This is a genomic window from Pseudacidovorax sp. (assembly GCF_017991995.1).
Lineage (GTDB): Bacteria > Pseudomonadota > Gammaproteobacteria > Burkholderiales > Burkholderiaceae_C > Xenophilus.
On sequence record NZ_JAGOPN010000002.1, the window covers coordinates 270,601 to 295,499 of the forward strand.

Here is a 24,899-nt window from a genome sequence, read left to right on the forward strand (position 1 = left end):
CCGATCACCCGAGCCCTCCCTCATCGTTCCGAATCCTTGAGCAAGGTGGCGACGACCGTGTCGACGACGCGCGTCATGGCTGCCGTGGTCAGCTTCAGCAAGGGCTGGTACAGCGCACCGCGCAGGCGCCGTCTTTCGTCCGAGTTGACGGCGGCATTCGGAAACTTGTCCCACTGGACTTCCACTTCCCGCGCCAGCGTCATGGGGTCGATGTGGGCTGCCTTCAGATCCGGGTCGTCGCGCAGCGTCCAGTAGACGCCGAAGGCACGGCTGGACAGGCCGCTCGCTGCCGTCGCTTTCATCGCTTCCTCTTTTTCCGCAGCCAGGGCTGCAAGCTGGTCGATGGCCGCCAGGCCGGTGGTCCGGCGCTGTTCCATGTCCTTGAGGATGCGCTCGGCCCGGTCCTTCAACGGCTGCAGAACAGGCGCGGCGCTGGCGTCCTCGTCGATCTCCTTCTGCAGACCCCGGACCAGGTTGAACACCTTGCCTTCGTCGGTGCCCGAGTCGTCCCGCAGCGACTGCAGCGTCTTGGTGTCGAAGGTGATGCTCTTGGTCAGCCGGCCCAGGCCCTGCTGGGTGGCGTTCTCCTCGATCAGCCGGCGGGTCTTGTAGGCCAGATCCGCGATGAAGCCCACCTTTTCCGCATAGGCGTTACGCACGGCGGCATACAGCACCGAAAGTTGCTTGTAGATGGCGATGTGGTCGCGCAGCTCGGGCGAAGGCGACAGGATTTCCCACAGGGCCTCGATTTCCTTGTAGCGCTCGAAGAAGGCCTTGCGCACCGCGGCGTCCAGGAAGCGCCCGTAGACCACCCGCTCCAACTGCTCGTCGGCCCTGCCGTCGCCCACATCGCCCAGGTAGTCTGCCTTGACCTGAACGATCTTCTGCAGGAAGTCGGCCAGCAGCACGTCCAGGTCTTCGATGACCCCGCTCACATCGGCAGAGTCGAACTTCAGTGCCTTCCTCAGCTCGCGCAGCACCCCCACGAAGTCCACCACCAGGCCAACCTTCTTGCTGACGCCCTGGGCATCCACATAGGGCCGGTTGACCCGTGCAATGCTCTGCAGCAGCACATGGTCGCGCATGGGCTTGTCCAGGTACAGGCAGTACAGCGGCGGCGCGTCGTAGCCGGTCAGCAGCTTGTCGGTGACGATCAGGATCTTGGGCTCGCGGTCGGGCTTCTTGAACAGCAGGCGCACATCCTCTTCGCGCTCAGGGCTGATCTGCAGCTGGGCCACCAGCGGCCGGTCCACGATGTCCGCCGCGTTGTCGGTGTAGACCGGCACGGTCCACTCGGGCGGCAGCAGCTTGTCCAGGGCGCGCTTGTACTTGGCGCAGGCCTCGCGGTTGATGCTGGTCTCACCGCGCAGGTCGCGCTGCTTCACCTGCGTGTTGGTGATCTCGTTGGCGAAGTCCTTGGCCTTGATCGTGATCGTGGGCAGGAAGTCCGCCAGCGGCCGCCCCTCCGGCACCGCCAGCCGCCCCTTCATGTTCTGCGTGCTCAGGCCGCCGAACAGGGCGGCGTCGCCCTTGCTCAAGATGCGGCCGAAGCCCTGGCTGTCGATGCCGCGCTCGTAGAGCACGCCAGACAGTTCCTTCTGCGACAGCGTCAGCTTTTCGCGGGCCTGCAGCCGCTCCCACTCGGCGATGCGGGTTTCGATCAGCTCCTGCTTGCGCGTCTGCACCGCGAAGTAGGTCATCGCGAAGGCGATGTCCATGTCGTGGATCGTGGCGTTCATGTGGGCCACGGCATAGCTGGCGCCTTCCAGTTCCTGGCCGTAGAGCTTGAGCGGCACCTTGGCGATCGGGTCAAGCTCGCGCGAGACGAGCTGCAGCTTGATGAGCAGGCCGCCAGAGCCGCAGGCGAAGTCGTGGCAGGTCTCGCCCGGCCGCGGGCGCAGGATGTGCGCCATCAGGAAGCCGGCTTCGGTGGGCGTGAAGAATTCGCCCGCACTCTGCCCGGAACCTTCGGCGAACTTGCGCAGCAGGTACTCGTAGGCCCGACCCAGGAAGTCGGGCTGCACGTCGGCCAAGCCCAGGCGGTAGCGCGGGTCCGAGAAGGTCTCGATCACCTCGCGCAGCTTGGCGGGGTTGATGTCCCGCTCGCCGTTGCGCTCGGCGGCGAAGTCCACCACATCGATCACGCCGGACAGGCTGGGGTTGTGCTTGACCACGCCGCGCAGCGCGCGGGTGAGGTGCTCGCCAGCATCCTTGGGCGCCGTGCTGCGCCCCCGGTCGTCCGCGGGCCATGCGAAGGGCTCGCGACCGCTGATCACGCCCCATCGTGCCTCCGGCGGCAGGTAGAAGCGCAGCAGCGAATGGTCGGCTTCGGCGATCTGCAGGGCGGTTCTCCTGTCGCCGTAGTCCTCGGCCAGGCGTTCGACTTCGTCATCGAACACATCGGACAGACGCTTGAGGAAGACCAGCGGCAGCAGGTAGTCCTTGAACTTGGCTGCGTCCTTTTCGCCGCGAATCGAGCACGCGGCATCCCAGAGCATCTGCTCCATCGGCTTGGTGGTGGTGGTCGCGACGTGCAGGCTCGTCTTGCGGCGACGGCTGACCTCGACGGCGGCTGTCTCAGGGCTGATTTGGTGTGCCGACAGGCCTGCCTCGGCCGCGAGCGCCTCAATGGCCGCAGCGGCCGCTCTCTGCGGCTGCGATCCTCCTCCTTCCCATCGGTTGACTGTGGCGAAGGAAACGCCCAGACGCTGGCCCAGCTGTTCTTGCGTGAGGTTGAGGGAGGCACGGATGGCCCTCAAGAGTGCCGGAAGTTCGCCGATTTGAAATGTCATTTTTGCGATGTTTGCAATATTTGTCCGCTCCGTCAAGCCACGTGAAGCCGTAGACGGCCGGGAAGACGCTGACGGGCAGCGTCGACCTCGCGAGCTCTGGACGCCGCCACCGTCCTACATCCGCGGGCGACGCCTTCCGCTTGGGTGCGGCCTTCCCATCGATAGGCTGCTGCCACTGGATGGTCGGCATGCCGCCTGGTTCTGCTGGCACCTGGAGAACCACCGGCCGCCGGTCCGTCCGCTTCACGCACCTCTGCGCACATCATTCATTCCGTCGAAGGAACCGGCACCATGCCCCGCTTCTCGCCCTCCACTTCCTCGCCCCGTCCGCTGCGCCGCGCCGGCGTGCCCCTGGCCCTGGCGGCCGGCTCCGTGCTGCTGCCACTGTCCGCCCTGGCCCAACAGCAGACCGCGATGGCCACCGATCCGGCCCTGCGCCCGACCGTCTCGCCCGCGCTGGACCGCATCAGCCTGTCGGTCGGCGCCTTCTATGCCGAGCCCAAGGTCAGCGCGACCGTGGGCAATTCCTTCGCTTCCTTCAATACCGGCGACGTGACCGCCGACCGCAAGGCGCTGCCGCGCATCGCCGGCGAGATCCTGCTCGGCGACAACCACGGCATCTCCTTCGAGGCCTTCCGCTACAGCCAGAACTACGCCAACGCCGGCACCGCGGGCTACACAAGTGGCCCCTTCGGCGTCACCGGCACGGCCGGCCTGAACCTGAACTTCGACCTGGACGTGGCCCGCCTGGGCTACCGCTACTGGTTCGGCTCGGGCAACACGGTGTTCGGCATCGGCGCCGGCATCGGCTACTACAAGGTCAAGCTGGAGACCAATGCCTTCGCCGCAGCCAGCGCCAATCTGCCCAGCCTGGGCTTCTACGGCACCAGCGGCAACTACAGCCGCCAGGACAGCGACGACGCCGTGGCGCCCATGCTGGAAGTGGGCGTGCGGCATGCCATCTCGCCCGACCTGCGCCTGTTCTTCGATGCCTCGGGCATCCGCAAGGGCGGCAGCAGCGGCGTGCACGGCAGCATCTACAACGCGCAGCTGGGTGCGGAATGGTTCCCGTGGCGCAATGTGGGCGTGTCGCTGGCTTATGCCGTCACCGACGTGGACCTGAAGCGCGACGACCCCGGCCTCCAGGGGCTGCGCATCAAGTTCCAGGGCCCGGTCGCGGCGGTCAAGGCCCGCTTCTGATCGGGCGCGGCGGCGGCTCCACAAGGCGCCGCCGCCTTTCGCCGGCCTGCCTCAGGCGGGCAGGCGCAGCTCGCGCGCGGCCTCGGCCGCGATCTCGTACGAGCGCAGCCGTGCGGCATGGTCGTAGATGCCGCTGGCGACGATCACTTCCTGCACGCCGGTGCGGTCCATGAAGTCCTGCAGGCCGGCGCGCACCGTCTCCTTGGTGCCGATGGCGGCGCATGAGAGCACGCTGTCGAGCAGCATGTTCTCGGACGGGCCGATGCGCTCGCGGTAGCCCGCGACCGGCGGCGGCAGCCGTCCCGGCCGGCCGCTGCGCACGTTGACGAAGGACTGCTGCCACGAGCTGGCCAGCAGGTGCGCCTGGGCTTCATCGTCCGCCGCGAAGATGTTGAAGCCGGCCATGGCGTAGGGTTTGGCCAGCTGGGCGGAGGGCTTGAAGGTCTCGCGGTAGATGCGCAACGCCGGCATCAGCTGCTGCGGCGCGAAGTGCGAGGCGAAGGCATAGGGCAGGCCCAGGTGCGCCGCCAGTTGCGCACCGAAGGTGCTGCTGCCCAGGATCCACACGGGCACCTGCAGCCCGCGTCCCGGCACGGCCAGCACGGGCTGGCGCGGCTCGGGGCTCATGAAATCCATCAGCTCCAGCACGTCCTGCGGAAACTGGTCGGCATCGCTGGCCAAGTCGCGCCGCAGCGCGCGCGAGGTGCGCTGGTCCGAGCCCGGTGCGCGGCCCAGGCCCAGGTCGATGCGGCCGGGGTACAGCGACTCCAGCGTGCCGAACTGCTCGGCGATGACCAGCGGTGAATGGTTGGGCAGCATCACGCCGCCGGCACCGATGCGGATCGACCGGGTGCCGGCGCCGATGTAGGCCAGCAGGGTGGAGGTGGCCGCGCTGGCGATGCCCGGCATGCCATGGTGCTCGGCCAGCCAGTAGCGGCGAAAGCCCAGCGCCTCGCCATGCTGGGCGAGCGAGAGCGAGTGGCGGAAAGACTGTCCCGCATCGCCGTCGTCGCGGATCGGGGACAGGTCGAGGATGGACAGGGGCAACTGCTGCGAATCGGACATGGCGCCGATCATGAACCGATCGGATTGATCCTGCCGGCGTGGGCCCTTGCGCGCCGGAGGCCGACGCACCGACCCCGCCGTGGGCGGCTTGGCACGGCTTCTTACAATCTGCCGTTTTTCGCCATAGCAAGCTGTGCGTCCCTGTGGGGAAAGCGCTGCCAGCCAGCCCTTTCATTCCTGCCCCAGGAGCATTGCATGCCTGCTTGCCGCCGGTCGCGTTCGGCCGTCCCTTCTTCTTTCTCCTCCCCGCGCCTCCCCCTGCGTCCGCTGGCCCTGGCCGCGTTCGCGCTGGGTGCGTTGCCCGCCTGGTCGCAGACGACCGCGGAGACCGCGGAACCGGCCGCCGAAGCCCCCGAGGCGCCTGCCGCGCGGCGGTCGCTCCAGAAGTCGCTCGATGCGGTCACGGTGCAGGGTGCGCGCGAAAGTGCCACCACCCGCCTGCCGCTCACGGCCCGCGAGACGCCGCAGTCCGTCACCAGCGTCACCCGCGAGCAGATCGAGCGCCAGTCGCTCACCAGCATCGACGCCGTGCTGCGCAACGTGAACGGCGTGGCCGTGAGCTTCTACGACACGCAGCGCCCGCTGTACTTTGCGCGCGGCTTCCAGATCACCGACTTCCAGATCGATGGCCTGCCCAGCTACAGCAGCACGACCAACCAGGAGTTCGACACCGCGCTGTACGAGCGCATCGATGTCGTGCGCGGCGCCAATGGCATCCTGACCGGCGTGGGCACGCCCTCGGCCACGGTGAGCCTGACGCGCAAGCGGCCGCAGCGGCAGTTCTCCGGCTCGGTGTCGTTGTCGGCCGGCTCGTGGGACTTCAAGCGCGCCGAGCTGGACCTGAACGTGCCCCTCAATGCCGACGGCAGCGTGCGCAGCCGCTTCGTCATCGCGCCGCAGAAGAGGGACTCCTTCCGCGACCGCTACTCGGAGGACAAGAACGCCATGCTGGCCGTGGTGGAGGCCGACCTGGGCAGCAGCACCGTGGCCTCCATCGGCTACCAGCGGCAGAAGAACGACCCCAAGGCGCCCATCTGGGGAACGATCCCGCGCTTTGCCACGGACGGCGGCAAGATCGACCTGCCGGTCTCCACCAGCTTCTCGCCCTCGTGGACGCGCTGGAGCCGCGAATCGGAGACGCTGTATGCCAACCTGGAGCACCAGTTCAACGACGACTGGAGCCTGCGCGCGAGCATTGCCCGCACCGAGGGCGAGACCTTCAGCCTGCGGACCTATGGTTACGGACGCACCACCTTGTCGGCGCCCTTCATCAACCGCCTGACCGGTGCCGGCATCACGCTGTACGGGTCCGTGGGCGGCGGCACCGAGACGCAGAACGCCATCGACACCTACCTGTCGGGCAAGCTGCACATCGGCGGCCGCACGCACGACGTGGTGCTGGGCATTGCCGACTACCACACGGTGACGCGCGCCGATAGCTACACCTCGCTGTCCAGCTGGCGCTACGACATCCCCAACATCTACGCCTGGAACGGCTACGCGCCGCAGCCCTACTACCGCAAGACGGGCGCCTGGAACGAGCAGACCACCGACCAGACCGGCCTGTATGCGTCGGGCCGCTGGCGGCTGACCGATGCGCTGTCGCTCATGACCGGCGTGCGCCTGACCAACTGGGAGCGTGCGACCAGCAGCTTCAACACGGCGGGTCAGTACGTGAGCACTACCGGCGTGCAGAAGGTGGAGCGCAAGAGCACGCCCTTCGTGGGCCTGATGTACGACGTCACGCCGGATGCATCGATCTATGCCAGCTACGGCCGCATCTTCAACCCGCAGAACTACCGCGACGCCAACAACAACCCGCTGGCGCCGGTGACGGGCAGCAATGCGGAGATCGGCATCAAGGGCAACCTGCTGGACGGTCGCCTCACGGGCAACTTCGCGATCTACGAGACCAAGCAGGACAACTTCGGTGTGCGCGACTCCAGCGTGCCGGCCGGCACGCTGCCCGATAACAGCTCGGCCTACCGGGCGGTGGACGGCACGCGCTCGTACGGCTTCGAGGCCGAACTGGCCGGCTTCGTGACACCGCGCTGGCGTGTGAGTGCGGGCCTGACGCGCACGAAGGTGGAGCGCAATGCGAGCGACCTGATCTACGCCAATTTCCCGGAATATCTGCTGCAGTTGTCGACGGACTATCAGCTGAGCGGCCCGCTGTCGCCGCTGTCGGTGGGCGGCGGGCTGCAGTGGCAGACCAAGATCGAGGGCTTCAACATTCCGCATCCGATCCTGGGCACGGTGACGGTGACCGATCCGCCGGTGGCGGTGCTGAACCTGCGAGCGACGTGGAAGTTCAACGAGCGGCTGAGCGCGACGCTGAACATCAACAACGCGACGAACAAGAAGTACTGGGCCAACCTGGACTACGCCAATTACGCGGATCCGCGCAACATCATGCTGACCTTGCGGGCGAAGTTCTGAGGGCTGGTTGCTGTGGGTTGAGCTGACGGTTGCTTGGGCCTGGGGTGTTTTGCTGCTGCGTCCGGTGGCGGTGATAGTGGTTTGCGGTTTGCGGTCCGCAGTCGGTAGTCGGTAGTCGGTAGTCGGTAGTCGCGGTCGATGGTCCGGCCCTGGCGCCGGTGAGGGCGTGTCGGCGCTTCAAGTGGGGCGGTCGGCGCTGCGCGCCGACTCCCCTCCGGTGCTCGGACAGACGGGCCGCGGCAGAACTCGCTACGCGCTTCGCGCTGCGCTCAAACAACTGCCGCGAGTCAGATCACGAAGCGGGCCTGTCCTTCGGCAGGCCCGCAGCCCGTCCGCCCTGCGCTGCTCGGCACCCCACAGGCGCGCCGCCACGCCCTCACCGGCACCAGGGCCTGCGTTGCGGTTGATCGGCTGGCATCACGTCCTGCGCCCCTCACCGCTCACCGCTTACTGCTCACTGCTCACCGCTCACCGCTCACTGCTTATCTTGCCGCCCTGGCCGGACTCCGTCCCCCGCTGGGGAAGGCAGGGATGGGGGCCGGTGCGCCACCGTGGTTGATTTCCGCGCAACTCCGGCCTCTTGGATGCCCAACGCCCGCCTCCACGCGCCGGCGCCGGGCCCAGGGCGCGAGGGCGATTTCGGGGTCGGCGAGGCGCGCAGGATGGACGGGCTGCAGGCCTGCCGAAGGACAGGCCTGCTTCGTGAACTGACTCGCGGCAGTTGTTTGAGCGCAGCGCGAAGCGCGTAGCGAGTTCTGCCGCGGCCCGTTCGTCCGAGCACCGCAGCGGAGTCGGCCCACAGGGCCGACCGACCCCGTATGAGCCCGCGCGCCCTGGGCCCGGCGCCGGCGCGCGCCCCCACAGGCAATGCGCCTCAGTGTCCCGAAAGCGCGACCACCCCAGGACCCAGGTACACAGGCACCGAGGCCCAGGAACCCGGACGCCTGAACGCCTCAGCCCGCCACCATCACGATCATCGACCGCGCCGTCACCGTATACGTCTGCCCTGCCTCGAACGCAGCGCCGACCTGATCCACCGGTGCCTGCGGATCGACGTCATGCGCCGTGTCCACCGCCAGCGTCCACTGCGTGCCCTCGCCATGCTCGGGCAGCTTGAAGTCCAGCGCATCTTCCCAGGCGTTGAAGACCAGCAGCACACTGCGGTCCAGGCTGCGGCGCGCGATGGCGGTGGCGCGGGCGTGGCCTTCCAGCAGCATGCCGAAGCAGCGTGTGCGCGAATCGTCCCAGTGGCTGGAGTCCATCTCGGAGCCGTCGCACGACAGCCAGGTCACGTCCTTGACCTGCAGCTCCTCGTCGAAGGCACCGGTCAGGAAGCGGTTGCGCCGCAGCACCGGCAGCGTCTGGCGCAGGTGCGTGAGCCGCTTGAAGAAGGCGATCAGCGAGCGGCCCCGGTCGTCGATGCCCTCCCAGTCGAACCAGGAGATTTCGTTGTCCTGGCAGTAGGCGTTGTTGTTGCCCTGCTGCGTGCGGCCGAACTCGTCGCCGGCCAGCACCATCGGCGTGCCCTGCGACAGCAGCAGCGTGGCCAGCATGTTGCGCTGCTGGCGGGCCCGCAGTGTCAGCACGGCCTCGTCGTCGGTCGGCCCCTCGGCACCGCAGTTCCAGCTGCGGTTGTCCGAATGGCCGTCGCGGTTGCCCTCGCCGTTGGCGTCGTTGTGCTTGTCGTTGTAGCTGACCAGGTCGGCCAGCGTGAAGCCGTCGTGCGCCGTCAGGAAGTTGACGCTCGCCCACGGCCGGCGCCCACGCCGGTTGAAGCGGTCGGCGCTGGCCGTAATGCAGCCGGCCAGGTCGGCCACCATGCCCTCGTCGCCCTTCCAGAAGGCGCGCACGGTGTCGCGGAAGCGGTCGTTCCATTCCGCCCAGCCGGGTGGAAATCCGCCCACCTGGTAGCCGCCCGGGCCGCAGTCCCAGGGCTCGGCGATCAGCTTCACGCTGCTGAGCACCGGGTCCTGCCGGCAGCTGTCCAAAAAGCCGTGGCCCTCGTCGAAGCCGTAGGGTTCGCGCGCCAGGATGGTCGCCAGGTCGAAGCGGAAGCCGTCGACATGCATTTCGGTGACCCAGTAGCGCAGACTGTCCGTCACCATCTGCAGCACGCGCGGATGACTGAGGTTGAGCGTGTTGCCGGTGCCGGTGTCGTTGATGTAGTAGCGCGGGCCGGGGCCGCCGTCGCCACCGGGCATCAGGCGGTAGTAGCTGGCGTTGTCGATGCCCTTGAAGCTCAGCGTGGGGCCCAGCTCGTTGCCCTCGGGCGTGTGGTTGTAGACCACGTCCATGATCACTTCCAGGCCCTGGCCGTGCAGCAGGTCGACCATGCCCTTGAACTCGTCGATGGAAGGCTCGCTCAGGTAGCGCGGCTCCAGCGCGAAGAAGCCGATGGTGTCGTAGCCCCAGTAGTTGCGCAGGTCCTTCTCCTCGAGGAAGGACTGGGTGATGAAGCGCTGCACCGGCAGCAGCTCCACGCTGGTCACGCCCAGCTCGCGCATGTGGCGCATCACCTCGTCGTTGGCCAGGCCGGCGAAGGTACCGCGCAGGTGCTCGGGCACGGCGGGGTGGCGCATGGTGTGGCCGCGCACATGGGTCTCGTAGACGATGGTGCGCTCCCACGGCACACGCGGTGCACGCGGCTGCTTCCATTCGAAGCGCGAGTCCACCACCACGCACTTGGGCACGAAGGGCGCGCTGTCTCGCTCGTCGAAGCTCAGGTCGCCGTCCTCGTGGCCCACGGTGTAGCCGAAGATCTCGGGCGCCCACTTGAGCTCGCCCATGTGCGCCTTGGCATAGGGGTCGAGCAGCAGCTTGTTGGGGTTGAAGCGGTGCCCGTTCTCGGGCTCGTAGGGGCCGTGCACGCGCAGGCCGTAGCGGGCGCCGGGCAGCAGGCCGGGCACGAAGCCATGCCAGACTTCGTCGGTGTATTCGGGGAGGGTGACGCGGCCGGTCTCGTTCTGGCCGGCCTCGTCGTAGATGCAGACCTCCACGCGCGTGGCGTGGGCGGAAAAGACAGCGAAGTTGACGCCGTCGCCGGTGAACGTGGCGCCCAGGGGATGTGGCAGGCCTTCCCGGACTTCGAGAGACATGGTGGGGGCTCCTTCAAGCATGCGACATGGCCCGAGCGTTGTGCCCCCACAGGGGAGGACTGGCGACCGCCAGCCGGTGCGCTTCGAGGCGAGGCCGTCAGCCTAGCTGCGGTGCAGCATGTCGCCTGTAGGACGCCACAGGCAGGCCCGGCCGGCACAATGGCTGCTGCCGCTCCGCCGACGGGGCGGGTTCAGGAACCCTCCGATGACGCCGCCCTCCACGCCGCCTGTCCTGCCCATCGAAGCCGCCGCCAGCGTGCTGCTGCTGCGCGACGGGCCGGGCGGGCTGGAAGTGTTCATGGTGCGGCGGCACGACCGCTCCTCGGTGCTGGGCGGCGCCTGGGTGTTTCCGGGCGGCAAGGTCGACCTGGCCGATGCCCATCCCGAGGTCGCCCCCGACGCCGACCCGCAGGCCCTGCCCTTCCGCCTGGCCGAGCCGGAACTGCCTGCCTCGGTCGCGCTGGCGCTGCACATGGCGGCCCTGCGCGAGGTGTTCGAGGAATGCGGCGTGCTCTTCGCGCATGGCGCCAGCGGCGCCACGCCGGCGGCCTGGGTGGCGCGGGTGCATGCGCTGTGCGACGACGGCCTGCGGCTGGACGCCGCGATGGCCGAGGCCGGGCTGCAGCCGCAGCTCTTGTCGCTGCATCCCTTTTCGCGCTGGATCACGCCGGAGCGTTCGGTCTCCTTCCAGGGCCGGCGCTTCGACACCCGCTTCTTCATCGCCGCGCTGCCGCTGGGCCAGATCGCCGAGCACGACGACCACGAGGCCGTCGCCAGCGCCTGGCTGTCGCCGCGCGAGGCCCTGCAGCAGTACTGGGACGGCCGCATGGCGCTGGCGCCGCCGCAGATCATGAGTCTGGTGCACCTGGCGCATGCGAGTGCTCAGGGCGACCTGGCGGGCCTCATGGAAGCCACCCGCGAGCGCGGCCCCTACTGCGTGCGGCCGCATGTGATGGACATGCCCGGCGGCGGGAAGGCCATGGCCTATCCCGGGGACCCGGCGCACGACGTGCCCGAGCGCGCCATGCCCGGGCCGCTGCGGCTGTTCGTCAAGGGGCCGGGGCGCTTCGAGCCTGAGGGCGGCATCGACGGCTTCTGGGCCTGAGAGCCTGAGCAGCACGCCCCGACGCCGCGATGGCGGCTCGGCATCCGGCTCTCCGGGTGCCCCGAAATGCGACAAGGCCCGCGCCTCCGATGAAGGAGCCGCGGGCCTTGTCATGCGTGGGCTTCGATGCGCCAGCCTGTGCCGGCCGGCGCCGTCCCCGCGCGATCAGAAGGGGATGTCGTCGTCCATGTCGTCGAAGCCCGTGGGCGCGCGCGAGGGCGCGGGCGCCGGGGCCGGACGCGGGGCGGGTGCGCGGGGTGCTGCGGCCGCGCGCGGGGCATAGCCGCCACCGCCGCCACCCCCATTGCCGCCGCCGTAGCCACCACCACCGCCGCCGCCACCACCGCCCATGCCGTACTCGTCGTCGCCACCGCCGCCGCCACCGGGGCCGCCACCGGGGCCGCCCATGCCCTGGCGGCTGCCCAGCATCTGCATCTGGTCGACGCGGATGTCGGTGGCGTACTTCTCGACGCCGTCCTTGTCGGTGTACTTGCGGGTGCGGATGGCACCTTCGACGTAGATCTGCGAGCCCTTGCGCAGGTACTGCGCGGCGATCTCGGCCAGGCGGCCGTTGAACACCAGGCGGTGCCACTCGGTGGCTTCGCGCATCTCGCCGGACTGCTTGTCCTTCCAGCGGTCGGTGGTGGCCAGCGTCACGTTGCAGACCTGGTCGCCACTGGGGAAGGTGCGGGTTTCGGGATCGCGGCCGAGGTTGCCGACGAGGATGACTTTGTTGACGCTTGCCATGGTGTGTTCGCTGCCCCTGATGAGTGGAAAAAGAGGAAGGTTGCGGAAAAAAACGAGCCGGCCATTGTGCCCGATGTGCCTCGCCCGGACGCCGGCGCAGGCCCCGGCGGCCGTGAACTTCTGCGCTCAGGCGGCCGGCCGCGACCGAGCAGAGAGAATGGGCCGCTCCATGAATGGCGAACCCGACTTCCTCCAGAACCTGCGCGCCGAGTTCTCCAGCTTCCGCATGTGGTTCGACCGCGCCATCGTGCTGGGCTATGCGGTGCTGGCCGGCCTCTTCGTGGTGGGTTTCACGCTGGCGGCCGAATGGGCCTTCGGCCTGTTCGAGCGCCTCTACCACGCGCAGCCCTGGGCGGTGCTGATCTGGACGCCGCTGGCCACGGCCGGCATCGTGGCCGTCACCCGGCGCTGGTTCCCGTCGGCTTCTGGGTCGGGCATTCCGCAGGTCAAGGCCGCGCTCGACGACGAGCTGCCGCCGGCCGGGCGCAGCCGCTTCGTCTCGCTGCGGCTCACGCTGGGCAAGATCGTCCTGGGCACGGCCAGCTTTGCGGCCGGGCTGTCGGTGGGGCGAGAGGGCCCCTCGGTGCAGGTGGCGGCCGGCGTCATGCAGCATGCGCGGCGCTGGCTGTCGCCGCGCACCACCATCGACGCGCGGGCGCTGCTGGTGGCGGGCGGAGCGGCCGGCATCGCCGCGGCGTTCAATGCGCCACTGGCGGGCGTGGTCTTCGCCATCGAGGAACTGGCCGGCCGGCTGGAGGCGCGTGCGAGCGGCGTGGTGATCGCCGCCATCGTGCTGGCTGGTCTGGTGGCCGTGTCGGCCTTTGGCAACCTCAGCTACTTCGGCCGGATCCAGGTGCCGCGGCTGGGCTGGGACATCGCCGGTCCCGGGCTGGGCGTGGCCCTGGCCTGCGGCGTGGCGGGCGGCGTGTTCTCGCGGCTGATGATCGCCTCGCTCACCAATGCGCCGCAGCGCCTCACCCGGCTGCGCGCGCGGGCGCCGGTGCGTTTCGCGGCGTCTTGCGGTCTGCTGGTGGCGGCGATGGGCCTCGCCTCGGGCGGTGCCACCTTTGGCGCCGGCTCCGAGGCGGTCAAGCTGATGCTGGAAGGCCACGACCAGCTGACGCCGGTCTACACCCTGCTCAAGTTCATCGCCACCTGGATCACGGCCTGGAGCGGCGTGCCCGGCGGCATCTTCGCGCCCTCGCTGTCCATCGGCGCCGGCATCGGCGACGCGGTGGCCTCGGTCACGAGCCATGGCCTGGGGCCGGCCCTCATCGCCATGGGCATGGCCGGTTTCCTGGCCGCGGTGACGCAGGCGCCGCTGACGGCCTTCATCATCGTGATGGAGATGGTGGACGGCCACGCCATGGTGCTGAGCCTGATGGCCAGCGCCATGCTGGCCAGCCTGGTCTCGCGCATGATCAGCCGGCCTCTGTACGAGGCCCTGGCCGAGCACATGGTGGCGGCGGTGGTGCGACCCCAGCCGGTGCCGCCCCCGGTGGAGCCGGTCGCCACCGAGCCCCCAACCGAAGCCGACGCCGAGCCGCCGGCCGCTGGCGCCGCACCGGCGTCTGCGTCTGCGTCGGAGCCCACGCCGGAGCCCCCGCCGCCAGCCGGGCCGCAATCCGCGCCGGAGCGCTGACAACCCCGCGCGGTCTATCATGCCCGGTTGCCCTGCACGAACCGCCCGCCTGTGACCGCCCCCCACGACGACGCCTTCGACGACTCCGCCCCGGCCGCGGCCGACAGCGCCTACCTGGGCCGCCTGCTGGCCCAGCAGCGCATCAGCATCCGCGGTGCGCGCACCCACAACCTCAAGAACGTCGACCTCGATATCCCGCGCAACCAGCTGGTGGTGATCACCGGGCTGTCGGGCTCGGGCAAGTCCAGCCTGGCCTTCGACACGCTGTATGCCGAGGGCCAGCGCCGCTACGTCGAGAGCCTCTCGGCCTATGCCCGGCAGTTTTTGCAGCTGATGGACAAGCCCGACGTCGACCTGATCGAGGGCCTGTCGCCCGCCATCAGCATCGAGCAGAAGGCCACCAGCCACAACCCGCGCTCCACCGTGGGCACGGTGACGGAGATCCACGACTACCTGCGCCTCTTGTTCGCCCGCGCCGGCACGCCCTACTGCCCCGACCATCACCTGCCGCTGCAGGCGCAGACCGTGTCGCAGATGGTGGATGCGGTGCTGGCCATTCCTGACGAACCGCGATTGATGATCCTGGCGCCGGTCGCGCGCGAGAAGAAGGGCGAGTTCCTCGAACTCTTCGCCGAGATGCAGGCCCAGGGCTATGTGCGCTTCCGCGTCGATGGCCAGGTCTACGAATACAGCGAGCTGCCCGCCCTCAAGAAGACCGAGAAGCACGACATCGACGTGGTGATCGACCGCCTGCGCGCGCGGCCCGACATGCAGCAGCGCCTGGCCGAAAGCTTCGAGGCCGCGCTGCGCCTGGCCGAGGGCCGCGCCATCGCGCTCGAGCTGGGCGGCGAGGGCAAGGAAGAGAAGGAACACCTCTTCAACGCCAAGTTCGCCTGCCCGCTGTGCCACTACTCGATCACCGAGCTGGAGCCGCGCCTCTTCTCCTTCAACTCGCCGGTGGGCGCCTGCCCGAGCTGCGATGGCCTGGGCCACCGCGAGTTCTTCGATCCGGCGCGGGTGGTGGCCTTCCCGTCGCTGAGCCTGGCCAGCGGCGCCATCAAGGGCTGGGACCGCCGCAACGGCTACTACTTCAGCATGCTGGAGAGCGTGGCCAAGCACTACAAGTTCGACCTGGACACGGCCTTCGAGTCGCTGCCGGCCTCGGTCCAGCAGGTGCTGCTCCACGGCTCGGCCGGCGAGGAGATCAAGTTCAGCTACACCATGGAGTCGGGCAACTTCGCGGGCAAGAAGGTCACGAAGAAGCATCCCTTCGAGGGGATCATCCCGAACATGGCGCGGCGCTACCGCGAGACCGACTCGGCCATGGTGCGCGACGACCTGGCGCGCTTTCGCAGCCTGCAGCCCTGCCCCGACTGCGGCGGCTCGCGCCTGCGGGTGGAGGCGCGCAACGTCTTCCTGGTGGACCAGTCGGCCGAGCCGCCCACCGAGCGCTCCATTCATGCGCTGAGCCACCTCACGCTGCGCGACAGCCTCGCCTACTTCGAGCAGCTCAAACTGCAGGGCAGCAAGGCCGACATCGCCGACAAGGTGGTGCGCGAAATCGGCCTGCGGCTCAAGTTCCTCAACGACGTGGGCCTCAACTACCTGAGCCTGGACCGCAGCGCCGAGACGCTGTCGGGCGGCGAGGCCCAGCGCATCCGCCTGGCCAGCCAGATCGGCTCGGGCCTCACGGGCGTGATGTACGTGCTGGACGAGCCCAGCATCGGCCTGCACCAGCGCGACAACGACCGGCTGATCGGCACGCTGCAACACCTGCGCGACATCGGCAACAGCGTGATCGTGGTCGAGCACGACGAGGACATGATCCGCGCCGCCGACCACGTGATCGACATGGGCCCCGGCGCCGGCATCCATGGTGGCGAGGTCATGGCCCAGGGCACGCACCAGCAGGTGGCGGACAACCCCCAGTCGCTCACTGGCCAGTACCTGAGCGGCACGCGCCGCATCGAGGTGCCGGCGCGCCGCACGCCGCGCCTGCCCGTGGTGGCCGCCGCGCCCGCGCCGGCCGAGACGAAGAAGAAGCCCTCGCGCTTTCCGCTCAGTCCCGCGGCCGAGCGCCGTGCCGAGCGCGAGGCCCAGCACCTGCTCACGCAGGGCGCGCTGCAGGAAATCCGCGTGCTGGGCGCCACCGGCAACAGCCTCAGGAACGTGAGCGCCGCCTTCCCCGTGGGCCTGCTCACCTGCGTGACGGGCGTGTCGGGCTCGGGCAAGTCCACGCTGGTCAACGACACGCTCTATGCGGCCGTGGCGCGCACGCTGTACCGCTCGCACGACGAGCCCGCGCCGCACGAGGCCATCGAGGGCATCGAGTACTTCGACAAGGTCATCAACGTCGACCAGTCGCCCATCGGCCGCACGCCGCGCAGCAACCCGGCCACCTACACGGGCCTGTTCACCCCCATCCGCGAGCTGATGGCCGAGACCAACACCGCCAAGGAGCGCGGCTACGGCCCGGGCCGCTTCAGCTTCAACGTGGCGGGCGGCCGCTGCGAGGCCTGCCAGGGCGACGGCGTCGTGAAGGTGGAAATGCACTTCCTGCCCGACGTGTACGTGCCCTGCGAGGTCTGCCACGGCCAGCGCTACAACCGCGAGACGCTGGAGGTGCAGTACAAGGGCCGCAACATCGCGCAGATCCTCGAGATGACGGTGGAGGACGCGCACGCGTTCCTCCAGGCCGTGCCCACCATCGAGCGCAAGCTGCGCACGCTGCTGGACGTGGGCCTGAGCTACATCAAGCTGGGTCAGAGCGCGACCACGCTCTCGGGCGGCGAGGCCCAGCGCGTCAAGCTGGCGCTGGAGCTGTCCAAGCGCGACACCGGCCGCACGCTCTACATCCTGGACGAGCCCACCACCGGCCTGCACTTCGCCGACATCGAGCTGCTGCTGAAGGTGCTGCACCAGCTGCGCGACGCGGGCAACACCATCGTCGTCATCGAGCACAACCTCGACGTCATCAAGACCGCCGACTGGGTCATCGACATGGGCCCCGAAGGCGGCGCGGGCGGCGGGCAGGTGGTGGTGGCGGGTACGCCGGAGGATGTGGCGGCCTGCGAGGCGAGCCACACGGGGCGGTATTTGAAGCGGTTGTTGTAGGGCGGGGCAGTCGGCCTCGAGCAAGTGCTCGCAGGCTGGCGACCCCCTGCAAACGGGTCTACGTGCTCAGGACCTCTCAGCCGTGCGCGACCGGACGTCTCTGACCCGTGGGGCTTGCGTCATACCGGCTCCGCCTCAGCCAGCACGGCGGCGCGGAATTTGTCCGGAAGAGCATCCGGCGTGAGCACGTCGACCTTGATCCCGAGCAGTTCTTCCAGATCGCCTCTTAGCCCGCCGATGTCGAACATGGTGGTGTCCGGAAGCGGATCGACAAGCAGGTCGAGATCGCTGCCCTCTTGATCATCGCCATGCAGCACGGAGCCGAACACGCGAGGATTGGCGACGCGGTGCCTGCTCGTCACGGCGCGGATGGCTGATCGCTTTTGTTGAAACAGCGTCGAGGGTTTCATGGCGGGTGGGGGGACTCCTGACCTGGCCGCTTATTGTGGCCACGTCTCAGGTGCGCGCCCTTCTCAACAGAGCATTCAATTGACAAATGGAGGTAGCTCAGCCGCATCGGCCGGCCCAGAATGGCCGCCACCCCCACCTGCGCTGCCCCTCATGGATGACTTCAGCCCCTCCGACCTCAAGGCGATCCTGCACTCCAAGCGGGCCAACCTGTATTACCTGGAGCATTGCCGGGTCCTGGTGAACGGTGGCCGCGTCGAGTATGTGACCGAAGAGGGCAAGCGCCAGCTCTACTGGAACATCCCGATCGCCAACACCACGACGCTCCTGCTGGGGACGGGTACGTCCATCACGCAGGCCGCGATGCGCGAGCTGGCGAAGGCGGGGGTGCTGGTGGGCTTCTGCGGAGGCGGCGGCACGCCCTTGTTCAGTGCCAACGAGGTCGACGTGGAGGTCGCGTGGCTCACGCCGCAGAGCGAGTACCGGCCCACCGAGTACCTGCAGCATTGGGTGCGCTTCTGGTTCGACGACGCGCTGCGGCTTGCCGCCGCCAAGGCTTTCCAGCGCGCACGGCTCCAACGAATCCATGCGCAGTGGCTCAAGAGCAGGCTGTTGAAGGACGCCGGGTTTGCCATCGAGGCCCCCGTGCTGGAGGCTGCGCTGAACGCCGCGCTGCGCGGCATCGACGCCGCGCCGGACAACGTGCATCTGCTGACCGAAGAGGCGCGCCTCAGCAAGCACCTGTTCAAGCTGGCCGCGCAGGCCACGCGCTACGGTGAGTTCACCCGCGCCAAGCGCGGCGAAAGCACCGATGCGGCCAACCGCTTTCTCGACCACGGCAACTACCTCGCCTACGGCCTTGGCGCGACGGCCACCTGGGTGCTGGGTCTGCCGCATGGGCTGGCCGTTCTTCATGGCAAGACGCGCCGCGGCGGGCTGGTGTTCGACGTGGCCGACCTGGTCAAGGACGCCACCATCCTGCCCCTGGCCTTCATTGCAGCGGTGCGTGGCGATGGGGAGCAGGACTTTCGCCGTGCCTGCATCGAGAGCCTGACGCGCAGCGAGGCGCTGGACTTCATGATCGACACCGTCAAGGCCGTCGCCGAGCGGACGGGCCGACTCGCGCAGGCGCGCCCTGCCGACGAAGGCAGCGCGGCATGAACGTGCTGCTGATCGCGCAGTGCGACAAGCGCGCGCTGACCGAAACCCGCCGCATCCTCGACCAGTTTGCCGAGCGCCGCGGCGACCGCACCTGGCAGACGCCCATCACGCAGGAGGGGCTGGACACCCTGCGCCGCCTGCTGCGCAAGACGGCCCGCAAGAACACCGCAGTGGCCTGCCACTGGATCCGCGGCCTGGACCACAGCGAACTGCTCTGGATCGTCGGTGACCGTGGCCGCTTCAACGCGGAGGGCGCGGTGCCGACCAACACCACCGCGCGCAACGTGCTGCGCCTGCGCGACGAGAACGCCTGGCACCACCTGCCCCTGATGACTGCCCTGTCGGCCCTGGCCGCGCTGATGCACGATCTGGGCAAGGCCACGCAGGCCTTTCAGGCGCGGCTGCGCAATCCGGGCCTTCGCGAGCGTAACCACTACCGCCATGAGTGGGTGTCGGTGCGGTTGTTCCAGGCCTTCGTGGGGCACGACGATGACGCGGGCTGGCTGCAGCGGCTTGCCGCTTGCGCCGACGCAGAGACGGATGCGGGCGCCTTCGAGGCGCAGTGGCTGGACCATCAGGCCGGCCGGCTGTTGCGCGATGAGCTGGACGTGCCCGCCGCAGCCAACAACCTGCCTTTCGCCGCGCTGGCCCACGCACCGCTGGCCCAGGCGGTCGCTTGGCTTGTGTTCACTCACCACCGCCTGCCCTGCATGCCCGTCAAAGCGTCCGACGGGGATGAGGGCGAGGATGGCGTCGATGGGCTCGCTGCCCGCTGGCGCCGGTTCGGCGCGCGTCCCACCTTCCTTAACGCCAGCGAGCTCGACGGGGTGCTCGCCCGCATCTGCGCCGATTGGAACGAGCCGCGAGAGCTTGCTGACGATGCAACCAAACAAAGCCATTGGCGCTTTCCGCACGGTCTGCCGGTTGCCACAAAGGCCTGGCGCACGCAGGCGGCCCGCTATGCGCGCAAGCTGCTCGCGCTGTCGGTCGGTGCGTTGAACGCGCCGGTGCTGCATGACCCCTTCGCCATGCACGTCTCGCGCCTGTGCCTCATGCTGGCCGACCACCATTACTCCAGCATCAGCGACGAGGCCCGGCGGCGGCCGTATCGCAGTACGGGCTACCCGCTGTACGCCAACACGCTGGGTGGGTCCCGGCCGACCGACGGCCGGGCTGCCGCGCCTGAAGCCCGCAAGGGTCCCGTGTTCAATCAGACGCTGGACGAACACCTGCTGGGTGTACAGGCCCATGCCACGCTGATCGCCCGCGCCCTGCCCAGCCTGGCCGACAACCTGCCCGCACTCAAGAACCACAAGCTGCTGCGAAAGCGCAATGCCGATCCGCGCTTTGCCTGGCAGGACAAGGCCACGGATCTGGCGCTCGGCGTGCGCCAGCGGGCAGCCCAGCAGGGTGCCTTCATCGTCAACATGGCGTCCACCGGCAGCGGCAAGACGCTGGGCAACGCCCGCGTGATGAATGCGCTGGCAGACCCGGGCACCGGCATGCGCTGCGCGTTCGCCATCGGCCTGCGCACCCTCACGCTGCAGACGGGGCGCAGCTTCCAGAAAGATCTGGGCCTGAGCGAGGAACAACTGGCCATCCAGGTGGGAGGTGCTGCGAGCCGCGCCCTGTTCGAATACCGGGAGCAGCAGGCCGAAGCCACCGGCTCGGCATCGAGCCAGGAGCTGCTGGACGAAACCGGCATCGTGCTCTACGAGGGCAACGATCAGCATCCCCTGCTGCAGCGCCTGACCGACGACGCCAAGGCTCGCGCGCTGATCGCCGCGCCGGTGCTGGTGTGCACCGTCGACCACCTCACCCCGGCCACCGAAAGCCTGCGCGGCGGGCGGCAGATTGCGCCCATGCTGCGCCTGCTCACGGGCGACCTGGTGCTGGACGAGCCCGACGACTTCGACATGGCCGACCTGCCCGCGCTCACCCGGCTGGTGCACTGGGCGGGCCTGCTGGGCAGCCGCGTGTTGCTGTCGTCCGCCACCTTGCCACCGGCGCTGGTGGAGGGCCTGTTCATGGCCTACCGCGCCGGGCGTGCGGTGTACCAGCGCCATCGCAGCGAGCGTCCTGCCGAGCCCGTCAACCCGTGCTGTCTGTGGATCGACGAGTTCAATCAGGCTGCGCAGGACTGCGCCGATGGCGCGGCCTTTCGCCAGGCCCACAACCAGTACACGGCCAGACGCGTGACCAAGCTGAAGGAGGCACAGGTGCGGCGCCTGGCGCGCATCGCTGCCTTGCCCGATACCTGGCCCGGCCTGACCGAACCCGAGCGCCGCGAGGACTTCGCCCGTCTGGTGCTCGCGCAGGCCTGGCAGCTGCACCAGCAACCCGGCAACCACAGCCTCGACGCGGCCAGTGGCAAGCGCATCAGCCTGGGCCTGATCCGCATGGCCAACATCGCCCCGCTGTACGACGTGGCGTTGGCCATGTATGCGCTGGGCGCGCCCAGCTCTGGCGTGCGCATCCACCTGTGCGTGTACCACTCGCAGTTTCCTTTGCTGCTGCGCTCGGCCATCGAGCAGCAACTCGACACCCTGCTCGACCGCCGGGGCGGGCAGGGTGGTGCCGATCCGGCGCTGCAGCGTCCGGCGTTGCGCGCCCTCATCGACGCGCACCCCGAGCCCGATCACCTCTTCGTCGTGCTGGGCAGCCCGGTGACAGAAGTCGGGCGCGACCATGACTACGACTGGGCCGTAGTCGATCCCTCGTCCATGCGCTCGCTGATCCAGCTTGCCGGGCGCGTGCGGCGGCATCGGTCAGGCGCGGTGGGCGGTGCCAACATGGCTGTGCTCGGCAGCAACCTGCGGCACTATGAAAGGCCCGCTCAACCGGCCTATTGCAAGCCCGGCTTCGAAGCTGCGCATGCACCCTTCCAGCTCAAGACGCACGACCTGCATGACCTGCTGGGCCGGGAGCGTGCGGATACCGCGCCCTGGCGAGTCGACGCGCAGCCGCGCATCGTTCTGCCACCCGGCAAGCTGTACCCGGCGCGCCGCCTGATCGATCTGGAGCATGCGCGCATGCACGACTGCCTGCTGCCCAGACAGCAGGGCAGCGCCACGTCCACCCATGCGGCGTACCTGCACTGGCATGAATCGGAGCCGGAAGCACCCCGTGCCCTGTGGCTCACCGGCCTGCTGCCGCAGTTCCAGCGCTTCCGCTACGACCCCCAGCGCCGTGACGACGTGGTGCTGTTGCCGGATGAAGAAGAGGAGGCGCTGCGGCTGCACCGCGTGCAGGACGGCGACGGCCGCGGCGACACGCTCTATGTGCCAGTGCACGAGAGCCTGTGCCACCTGGTGCCGCCATCACGGCTGGCGTCGGCCAGCGTGTCGCCATGGCCGCGCGTGGACCTGATGGATGAACTGGCTGCCCTGGCGCAGGCGCAGGGACTGTCACTGCAGCGGTGCGCGCAACGCTACGCGACGGCCAGCCTGCCGCGCGCCCGCGACGGCTGGCTGTTTCATGAGGCGCTGGGCTTCGCGGTGAAGCGATGAGGAACTCAGGCCGGGTTCGACTGAAGGGGTGTGACGGCCATCACCGCCGTCTGGACGGCTTCGTCCAGTTCGGCAATGTGCGTAGATGACTAACTTCATGAGGAGAAGCTTCGTATGTGGAAGGACCGAATCGGCGCGTTCATTTCCGAGCGCCTGAGTGCCAAGCTGGACAAGCTGGCCGACGACGATCCAAGGAGGGCCGAGGTGCTCGCGCAGCATGAGCCGACTGTCTGGCTTGCCGACGCGGCACGGCGCGTCGCGCAGATCCAGGCCGTCACCCACTCCCTCAAGCCCATCCACCCCGACGCGCGGGGCACTAACCTCTACGTGGAGCCGTCGGCTTTGCCCAGCCTGGCGGAACTGGGCAGCCACGCGCTGGGCCAGCAGTTCGTCGGCGACGTGGTCGGCAACGCTGCGGCGCTGGATGTCTATAAGCTGCTCAAGCTGGAAGTGAACGGGCGCAGCCTGCTCGCCGCACTGCTCGCACAGGACGCTGAAGCCATGGCTGCGCTGCACGCAGACCCGGCGCAAGCCCAGGCTCTGCGCGATGCCTTCGTGTCGCTTACCCAGCCGCGCGCCGAAGGCCCAAGCAGCCACACGCTGGCTAAGCAGCTGTACTGGCTGACGGGCAGCGACGCCTGCGCCGAAGCCGACTACACCCTGCTGGCTCCCCTGTACGCCACCTCGCTGGCCCATGCGGTGCACGCCCAGGTGCAGGAAGACCGCTTTGGCGACGCCAACAAGGCGGCCCGTCAGGCCCGGCGAGAGCAAAAGGCGCACGACGGCGTCTTTCACGACTATCCCGGACTGGCCGTGCAGAACATGGGCGGCACCAAGCCGCAGAACATCAGCCAGCTCAACAGCGAACGGCGGGGCATGAACTACCTGCTCTCGTCCCTGCCCCCGCGGTGGGAGGCCAGCGCTGTGCGCATGCCCGTCCACGCGGAATCGGTGTTCGACCGGCTCTTCATCGCCCGGCCGGAAGTGCGCCGCACCCTGCGGGCGCTGCGGCAGTTCCTGGAATCCGAGCCCGAAGCCAACCTGGCCACTCGCCAACGCCGCGAAGCCCTGCTGGACACGCTGCTGGACGAACTGGTCGCACTGGCCGCGGAGCTTCAGCAACTGCTCCCGCCGGGATGGACCTGCGACGACGAGCGCTTCGCAAAGCTGGACTACGAGCAAAAGCTCTGGCTGGACCCCTTGCGGGCGGAGCGCCCCGAAGAAGCGCAGTTCGCCCGGGACTGGCTCTGGATGGACTGGCCGTCCGCCATCGGCAAATCCTTCGCGACCTGGCTCAACGATCAACTCCGCGGCAAGCTGCCCGTGGGCGACGCCGAAGCGCGCGAGTGGAAGAAGGAACTGCTCACCGACGGAGACGGCTTCAAGCAGCAGTTGCGCGAGCTGCGTGACAAGCTGGATGCGCCGCACTACATCCCCATCCGCAAGACGCACGAAGAGCTGATGGCACTGCGGGAGCAAAACCCATGAGCCTCCCCCCACCCCAAGCCATCCTCGTTCTTCCCCACCTGCGCATCCAGAACGCCAACGCCATCGCCAGTCCGCTGACGCACGGCTTTCCCTCCATCACCGCCTTCACCGGCCTGATGTGGGCGCTGGAGCGCAAGCTGGCGCAAGCCGGTGTTCCGCTGCGCCTGCACGACGTGGGCGTGGTCTGCCATGCCCATCAGGAGCAGGTCACGCAGGGTTATGTGCGCAGCTTCAACCTCACGCGGAACCCGGTGGACAAGGACGGCAGCACGGCCGCCATCGTGGAAGAAGGCCGCATGCACCTGCAGCTCACGCTGGTGCTGTCTGTCTCGCAGAAGGCTGCGCCCGGCGTGCCCCACGCCCTTGTCCAGGGCAACGACGCGCAACTGGCCGAGTGGGCGCGCGTGGCCGGCGACACACTGGCCGGCATGCGGGTGGCGGGCGGCAGTGTGCTGCCCTCGCGGCCCGTGCCCGGCAAGCGCGTGCGGCCGTGGATGGCCCTCGTTCCCGAAGATCCAGAACAAGCCGAAAAGGCCTTCCGCGAGTGGCGCCGGCAATGGTTGCCCGGCTTTGCCCTGGTGGGGCGCGACGATCTGCTGGCCGAGCGCCTGGAGCATCTGCGTGCCACGCAGCCCGACGCCGGCTTGCTCGACGCCTGGCTTCACGCCGCCCGGTTCAACCATGAGCCCTTGCCGGCCGCAGACGGCACGCCAGTGCCCGACGGCAAGGTGCGATGGGGCGATCCGCAGCGCAAGAAAGGCAGCGGCTGGGTGGTTCCGATCCCCGTCGGCTACGCCGCACTCACGTCGCAGGTCCACGCTGCTGGCACCGTGCGCCATGCGCGGGACGTGGCCGTGCCTCTGCGCTTCGTGGAGTCGGTCTATGCGCTGGGCGAATGGATCGGCCCCCACCGGCTGACCCACCTGAAACAACTGCTGTGGCATGCCGAGGCCGACGAGGCCTTGGGGCTGTACCGCTGCCGAAGCGGTTACCAGTCCACGCCGTCGCAAGGCCCATCGGCGCAGACCGACGGCAGCGACGGCCCTCCGGACGGCACCCCACCCGAGTGGGACGACGCCGAAGCCTACGACTACACCTGAGCGGGCAGCCCCGCATTCGCGTTCAACACCCGAT

General features: G+C 68.8%; 13 protein-coding genes and 1 pseudogene. 9 read left to right on the forward strand and 5 right to left on the reverse strand.

Translation table 11 applies throughout. The features are described 5' to 3' along the window. Positions 1 to 20 precede the first annotated feature (20 nt). A pseudogene (locus KBC94_RS03615) lies at positions 21 to 2,792 on the reverse strand (N-6 DNA methylase); the annotation flags it as partial. A 291-nt stretch (positions 2,793 to 3,083) separates the two neighbouring features. Here KBC94_RS03615 and KBC94_RS03620 point away from each other — a divergent pair. Further along, positions 3,084 to 3,992 carry a hypothetical protein gene (locus tag KBC94_RS03620; RefSeq protein ID WP_294366391.1) on the forward strand — a complete coding sequence of 303 codons (909 nt, stop codon included), beginning with the start codon at positions 3,084 to 3,086 and terminating at the stop codon, positions 3,990 to 3,992. A gap of 51 nt (positions 3,993 to 4,043) precedes the next feature. Here the strand turns inward: KBC94_RS03620 and KBC94_RS03625 are convergent, their stop codons facing one another. Next, entirely contained in the window at positions 4,044 to 5,057 is a 1,014-nt protein-coding gene (locus tag KBC94_RS03625; RefSeq protein ID WP_294366393.1) for an LLM class flavin-dependent oxidoreductase, read from the reverse strand. A gap of 195 nt (positions 5,058 to 5,252) precedes the next feature. Between KBC94_RS03625 and KBC94_RS03630 the strand changes: the two genes are divergently transcribed. Next, positions 5,253 to 7,496 (forward strand): TonB-dependent siderophore receptor, encoded by a 2,244-nt coding sequence (locus KBC94_RS03630; RefSeq protein ID WP_294366394.1) that lies wholly within the window; start codon positions 5,253 to 5,255, stop codon positions 7,494 to 7,496. 953 nt (positions 7,497 to 8,449) lie between these two features. On the opposite strand, the gene glgX is transcribed toward KBC94_RS03630, so the two are convergent. Further along, positions 8,450 to 10,591 (reverse strand): glycogen debranching protein GlgX, encoded by a 2,142-nt coding sequence (glgX, locus tag KBC94_RS03635; RefSeq protein ID WP_294366396.1) that lies wholly within the window; start codon positions 10,589 to 10,591, stop codon positions 8,450 to 8,452. A gap of 205 nt (positions 10,592 to 10,796) precedes the next feature. On the opposite strand from glgX, the gene KBC94_RS03640 reads away from it, so the two are divergent. Next, positions 10,797 to 11,696 carry an NUDIX hydrolase gene (locus KBC94_RS03640; RefSeq protein WP_294366397.1) on the forward strand — a complete coding sequence of 300 codons (900 nt, stop codon included), beginning with the start codon at positions 10,797 to 10,799 and terminating at the stop codon, positions 11,694 to 11,696. 165 nt (positions 11,697 to 11,861) lie between these two features. On the opposite strand, the gene ssb is transcribed toward KBC94_RS03640, so the two are convergent. Beyond that, entirely contained in the window at positions 11,862 to 12,443 is a 582-nt protein-coding gene (gene ssb / locus KBC94_RS03645) for a single-stranded DNA-binding protein (protein WP_294366399.1), read from the reverse strand. A 169-nt stretch (positions 12,444 to 12,612) separates the two neighbouring features. Between ssb and KBC94_RS03650 the strand changes: the two genes are divergently transcribed. Continuing rightward, complete coding sequence (locus KBC94_RS03650) at positions 12,613 to 14,085, forward strand: chloride channel protein (RefSeq protein WP_294366401.1); 1,473 nt, start codon at positions 12,613 to 12,615, stop codon at positions 14,083 to 14,085. A 51-nt stretch (positions 14,086 to 14,136) separates the two neighbouring features. Continuing rightward, positions 14,137 to 17,199 (forward strand): excinuclease ABC subunit UvrA, encoded by a 3,063-nt coding sequence (gene uvrA, locus KBC94_RS03655; RefSeq protein WP_294366402.1) that lies wholly within the window; start codon positions 14,137 to 14,139, stop codon positions 17,197 to 17,199. A 119-nt stretch (positions 17,200 to 17,318) separates the two neighbouring features. Here the strand turns inward: uvrA and KBC94_RS03660 are convergent, their stop codons facing one another. Further along, positions 17,319 to 17,609 (reverse strand): nucleotidyltransferase family protein, encoded by a 291-nt coding sequence (locus KBC94_RS03660; protein ID WP_294366404.1) that lies wholly within the window; start codon positions 17,607 to 17,609, stop codon positions 17,319 to 17,321. 151 nt (positions 17,610 to 17,760) lie between these two features. Between KBC94_RS03660 and cas1f the strand changes: the two genes are divergently transcribed. The 4 genes from cas1f (at position 17,761) to csy2 (ending at position 24,865) form a co-directional block, all read left to right on the forward strand. Continuing rightward, entirely contained in the window at positions 17,761 to 18,768 is a 1,008-nt protein-coding gene (gene cas1f, locus KBC94_RS03665) for a type I-F CRISPR-associated endonuclease Cas1f (protein WP_294366405.1), read from the forward strand. Next, positions 18,765 to 22,277, forward strand: coding sequence for a type I-F CRISPR-associated helicase Cas3f (gene cas3f / locus KBC94_RS03670; protein ID WP_294366407.1), 3,513 nt, complete (start codon positions 18,765 to 18,767; stop codon positions 22,275 to 22,277). Before cas1f ends, cas3f begins: the two co-directional genes overlap by 4 nt. Before the next feature lie 114 nt (positions 22,278 to 22,391). Next, on the forward strand, positions 22,392 to 23,765 hold the full coding sequence (csy1, locus tag KBC94_RS03675) for a type I-F CRISPR-associated protein Csy1 (protein ID WP_294366409.1): 1,374 nt from the start codon (positions 22,392 to 22,394) through the stop codon (positions 23,763 to 23,765). Next, positions 23,762 to 24,865: a type I-F CRISPR-associated protein Csy2 gene (gene csy2, locus KBC94_RS03680; RefSeq protein ID WP_294366410.1), complete on the forward strand. Its 1,104-nt coding sequence runs from the start codon at positions 23,762 to 23,764 to the stop codon at positions 24,863 to 24,865. The genes csy1 and csy2 overlap by 4 nt, the downstream gene beginning before the upstream one ends. Positions 24,866 to 24,899 lie beyond the last annotated feature (34 nt).

Coding starts and splice junctions, on each gene's coding strand:
- cas3f (WP_294366407.1), top strand. CDS start 18,765: ATGAACGTGCTGCTGATCGCGCAGTGCGACAAGCGCGCGCTGACCGAA.
- KBC94_RS03640 (WP_294366397.1), top strand. CDS start 10,797: ATGACGCCGCCCTCCACGCCGCCTGTCCTGCCCATCGAAGCCGCCGCC.
- csy2 (WP_294366410.1), top strand. CDS start 23,762: ATGAGCCTCCCCCCACCCCAAGCCATCCTCGTTCTTCCCCACCTGCGC.
- KBC94_RS03625 (WP_294366393.1), bottom strand. CDS start 5,057: ATGTCCGATTCGCAGCAGTTGCCCCTGTCCATCCTCGACCTGTCCCCG.
- ssb (WP_294366399.1), bottom strand. CDS start 12,443: ATGGCAAGCGTCAACAAAGTCATCCTCGTCGGCAACCTCGGCCGCGAT.
- glgX (WP_294366396.1), bottom strand. CDS start 10,591: ATGTCTCTCGAAGTCCGGGAAGGCCTGCCACATCCCCTGGGCGCCACG.
- KBC94_RS03620 (WP_294366391.1), top strand. CDS start 3,084: ATGCCCCGCTTCTCGCCCTCCACTTCCTCGCCCCGTCCGCTGCGCCGC.
- KBC94_RS03630 (WP_294366394.1), top strand. CDS start 5,253: ATGCCTGCTTGCCGCCGGTCGCGTTCGGCCGTCCCTTCTTCTTTCTCC.
- cas1f (WP_294366405.1), top strand. CDS start 17,761: ATGGATGACTTCAGCCCCTCCGACCTCAAGGCGATCCTGCACTCCAAG.
- csy1 (WP_294366409.1), top strand. CDS start 22,392: ATGTGGAAGGACCGAATCGGCGCGTTCATTTCCGAGCGCCTGAGTGCC.
- KBC94_RS03660 (WP_294366404.1), bottom strand. CDS start 17,609: ATGAAACCCTCGACGCTGTTTCAACAAAAGCGATCAGCCATCCGCGCC.
- KBC94_RS03650 (WP_294366401.1), top strand. CDS start 12,613: ATGAATGGCGAACCCGACTTCCTCCAGAACCTGCGCGCCGAGTTCTCC.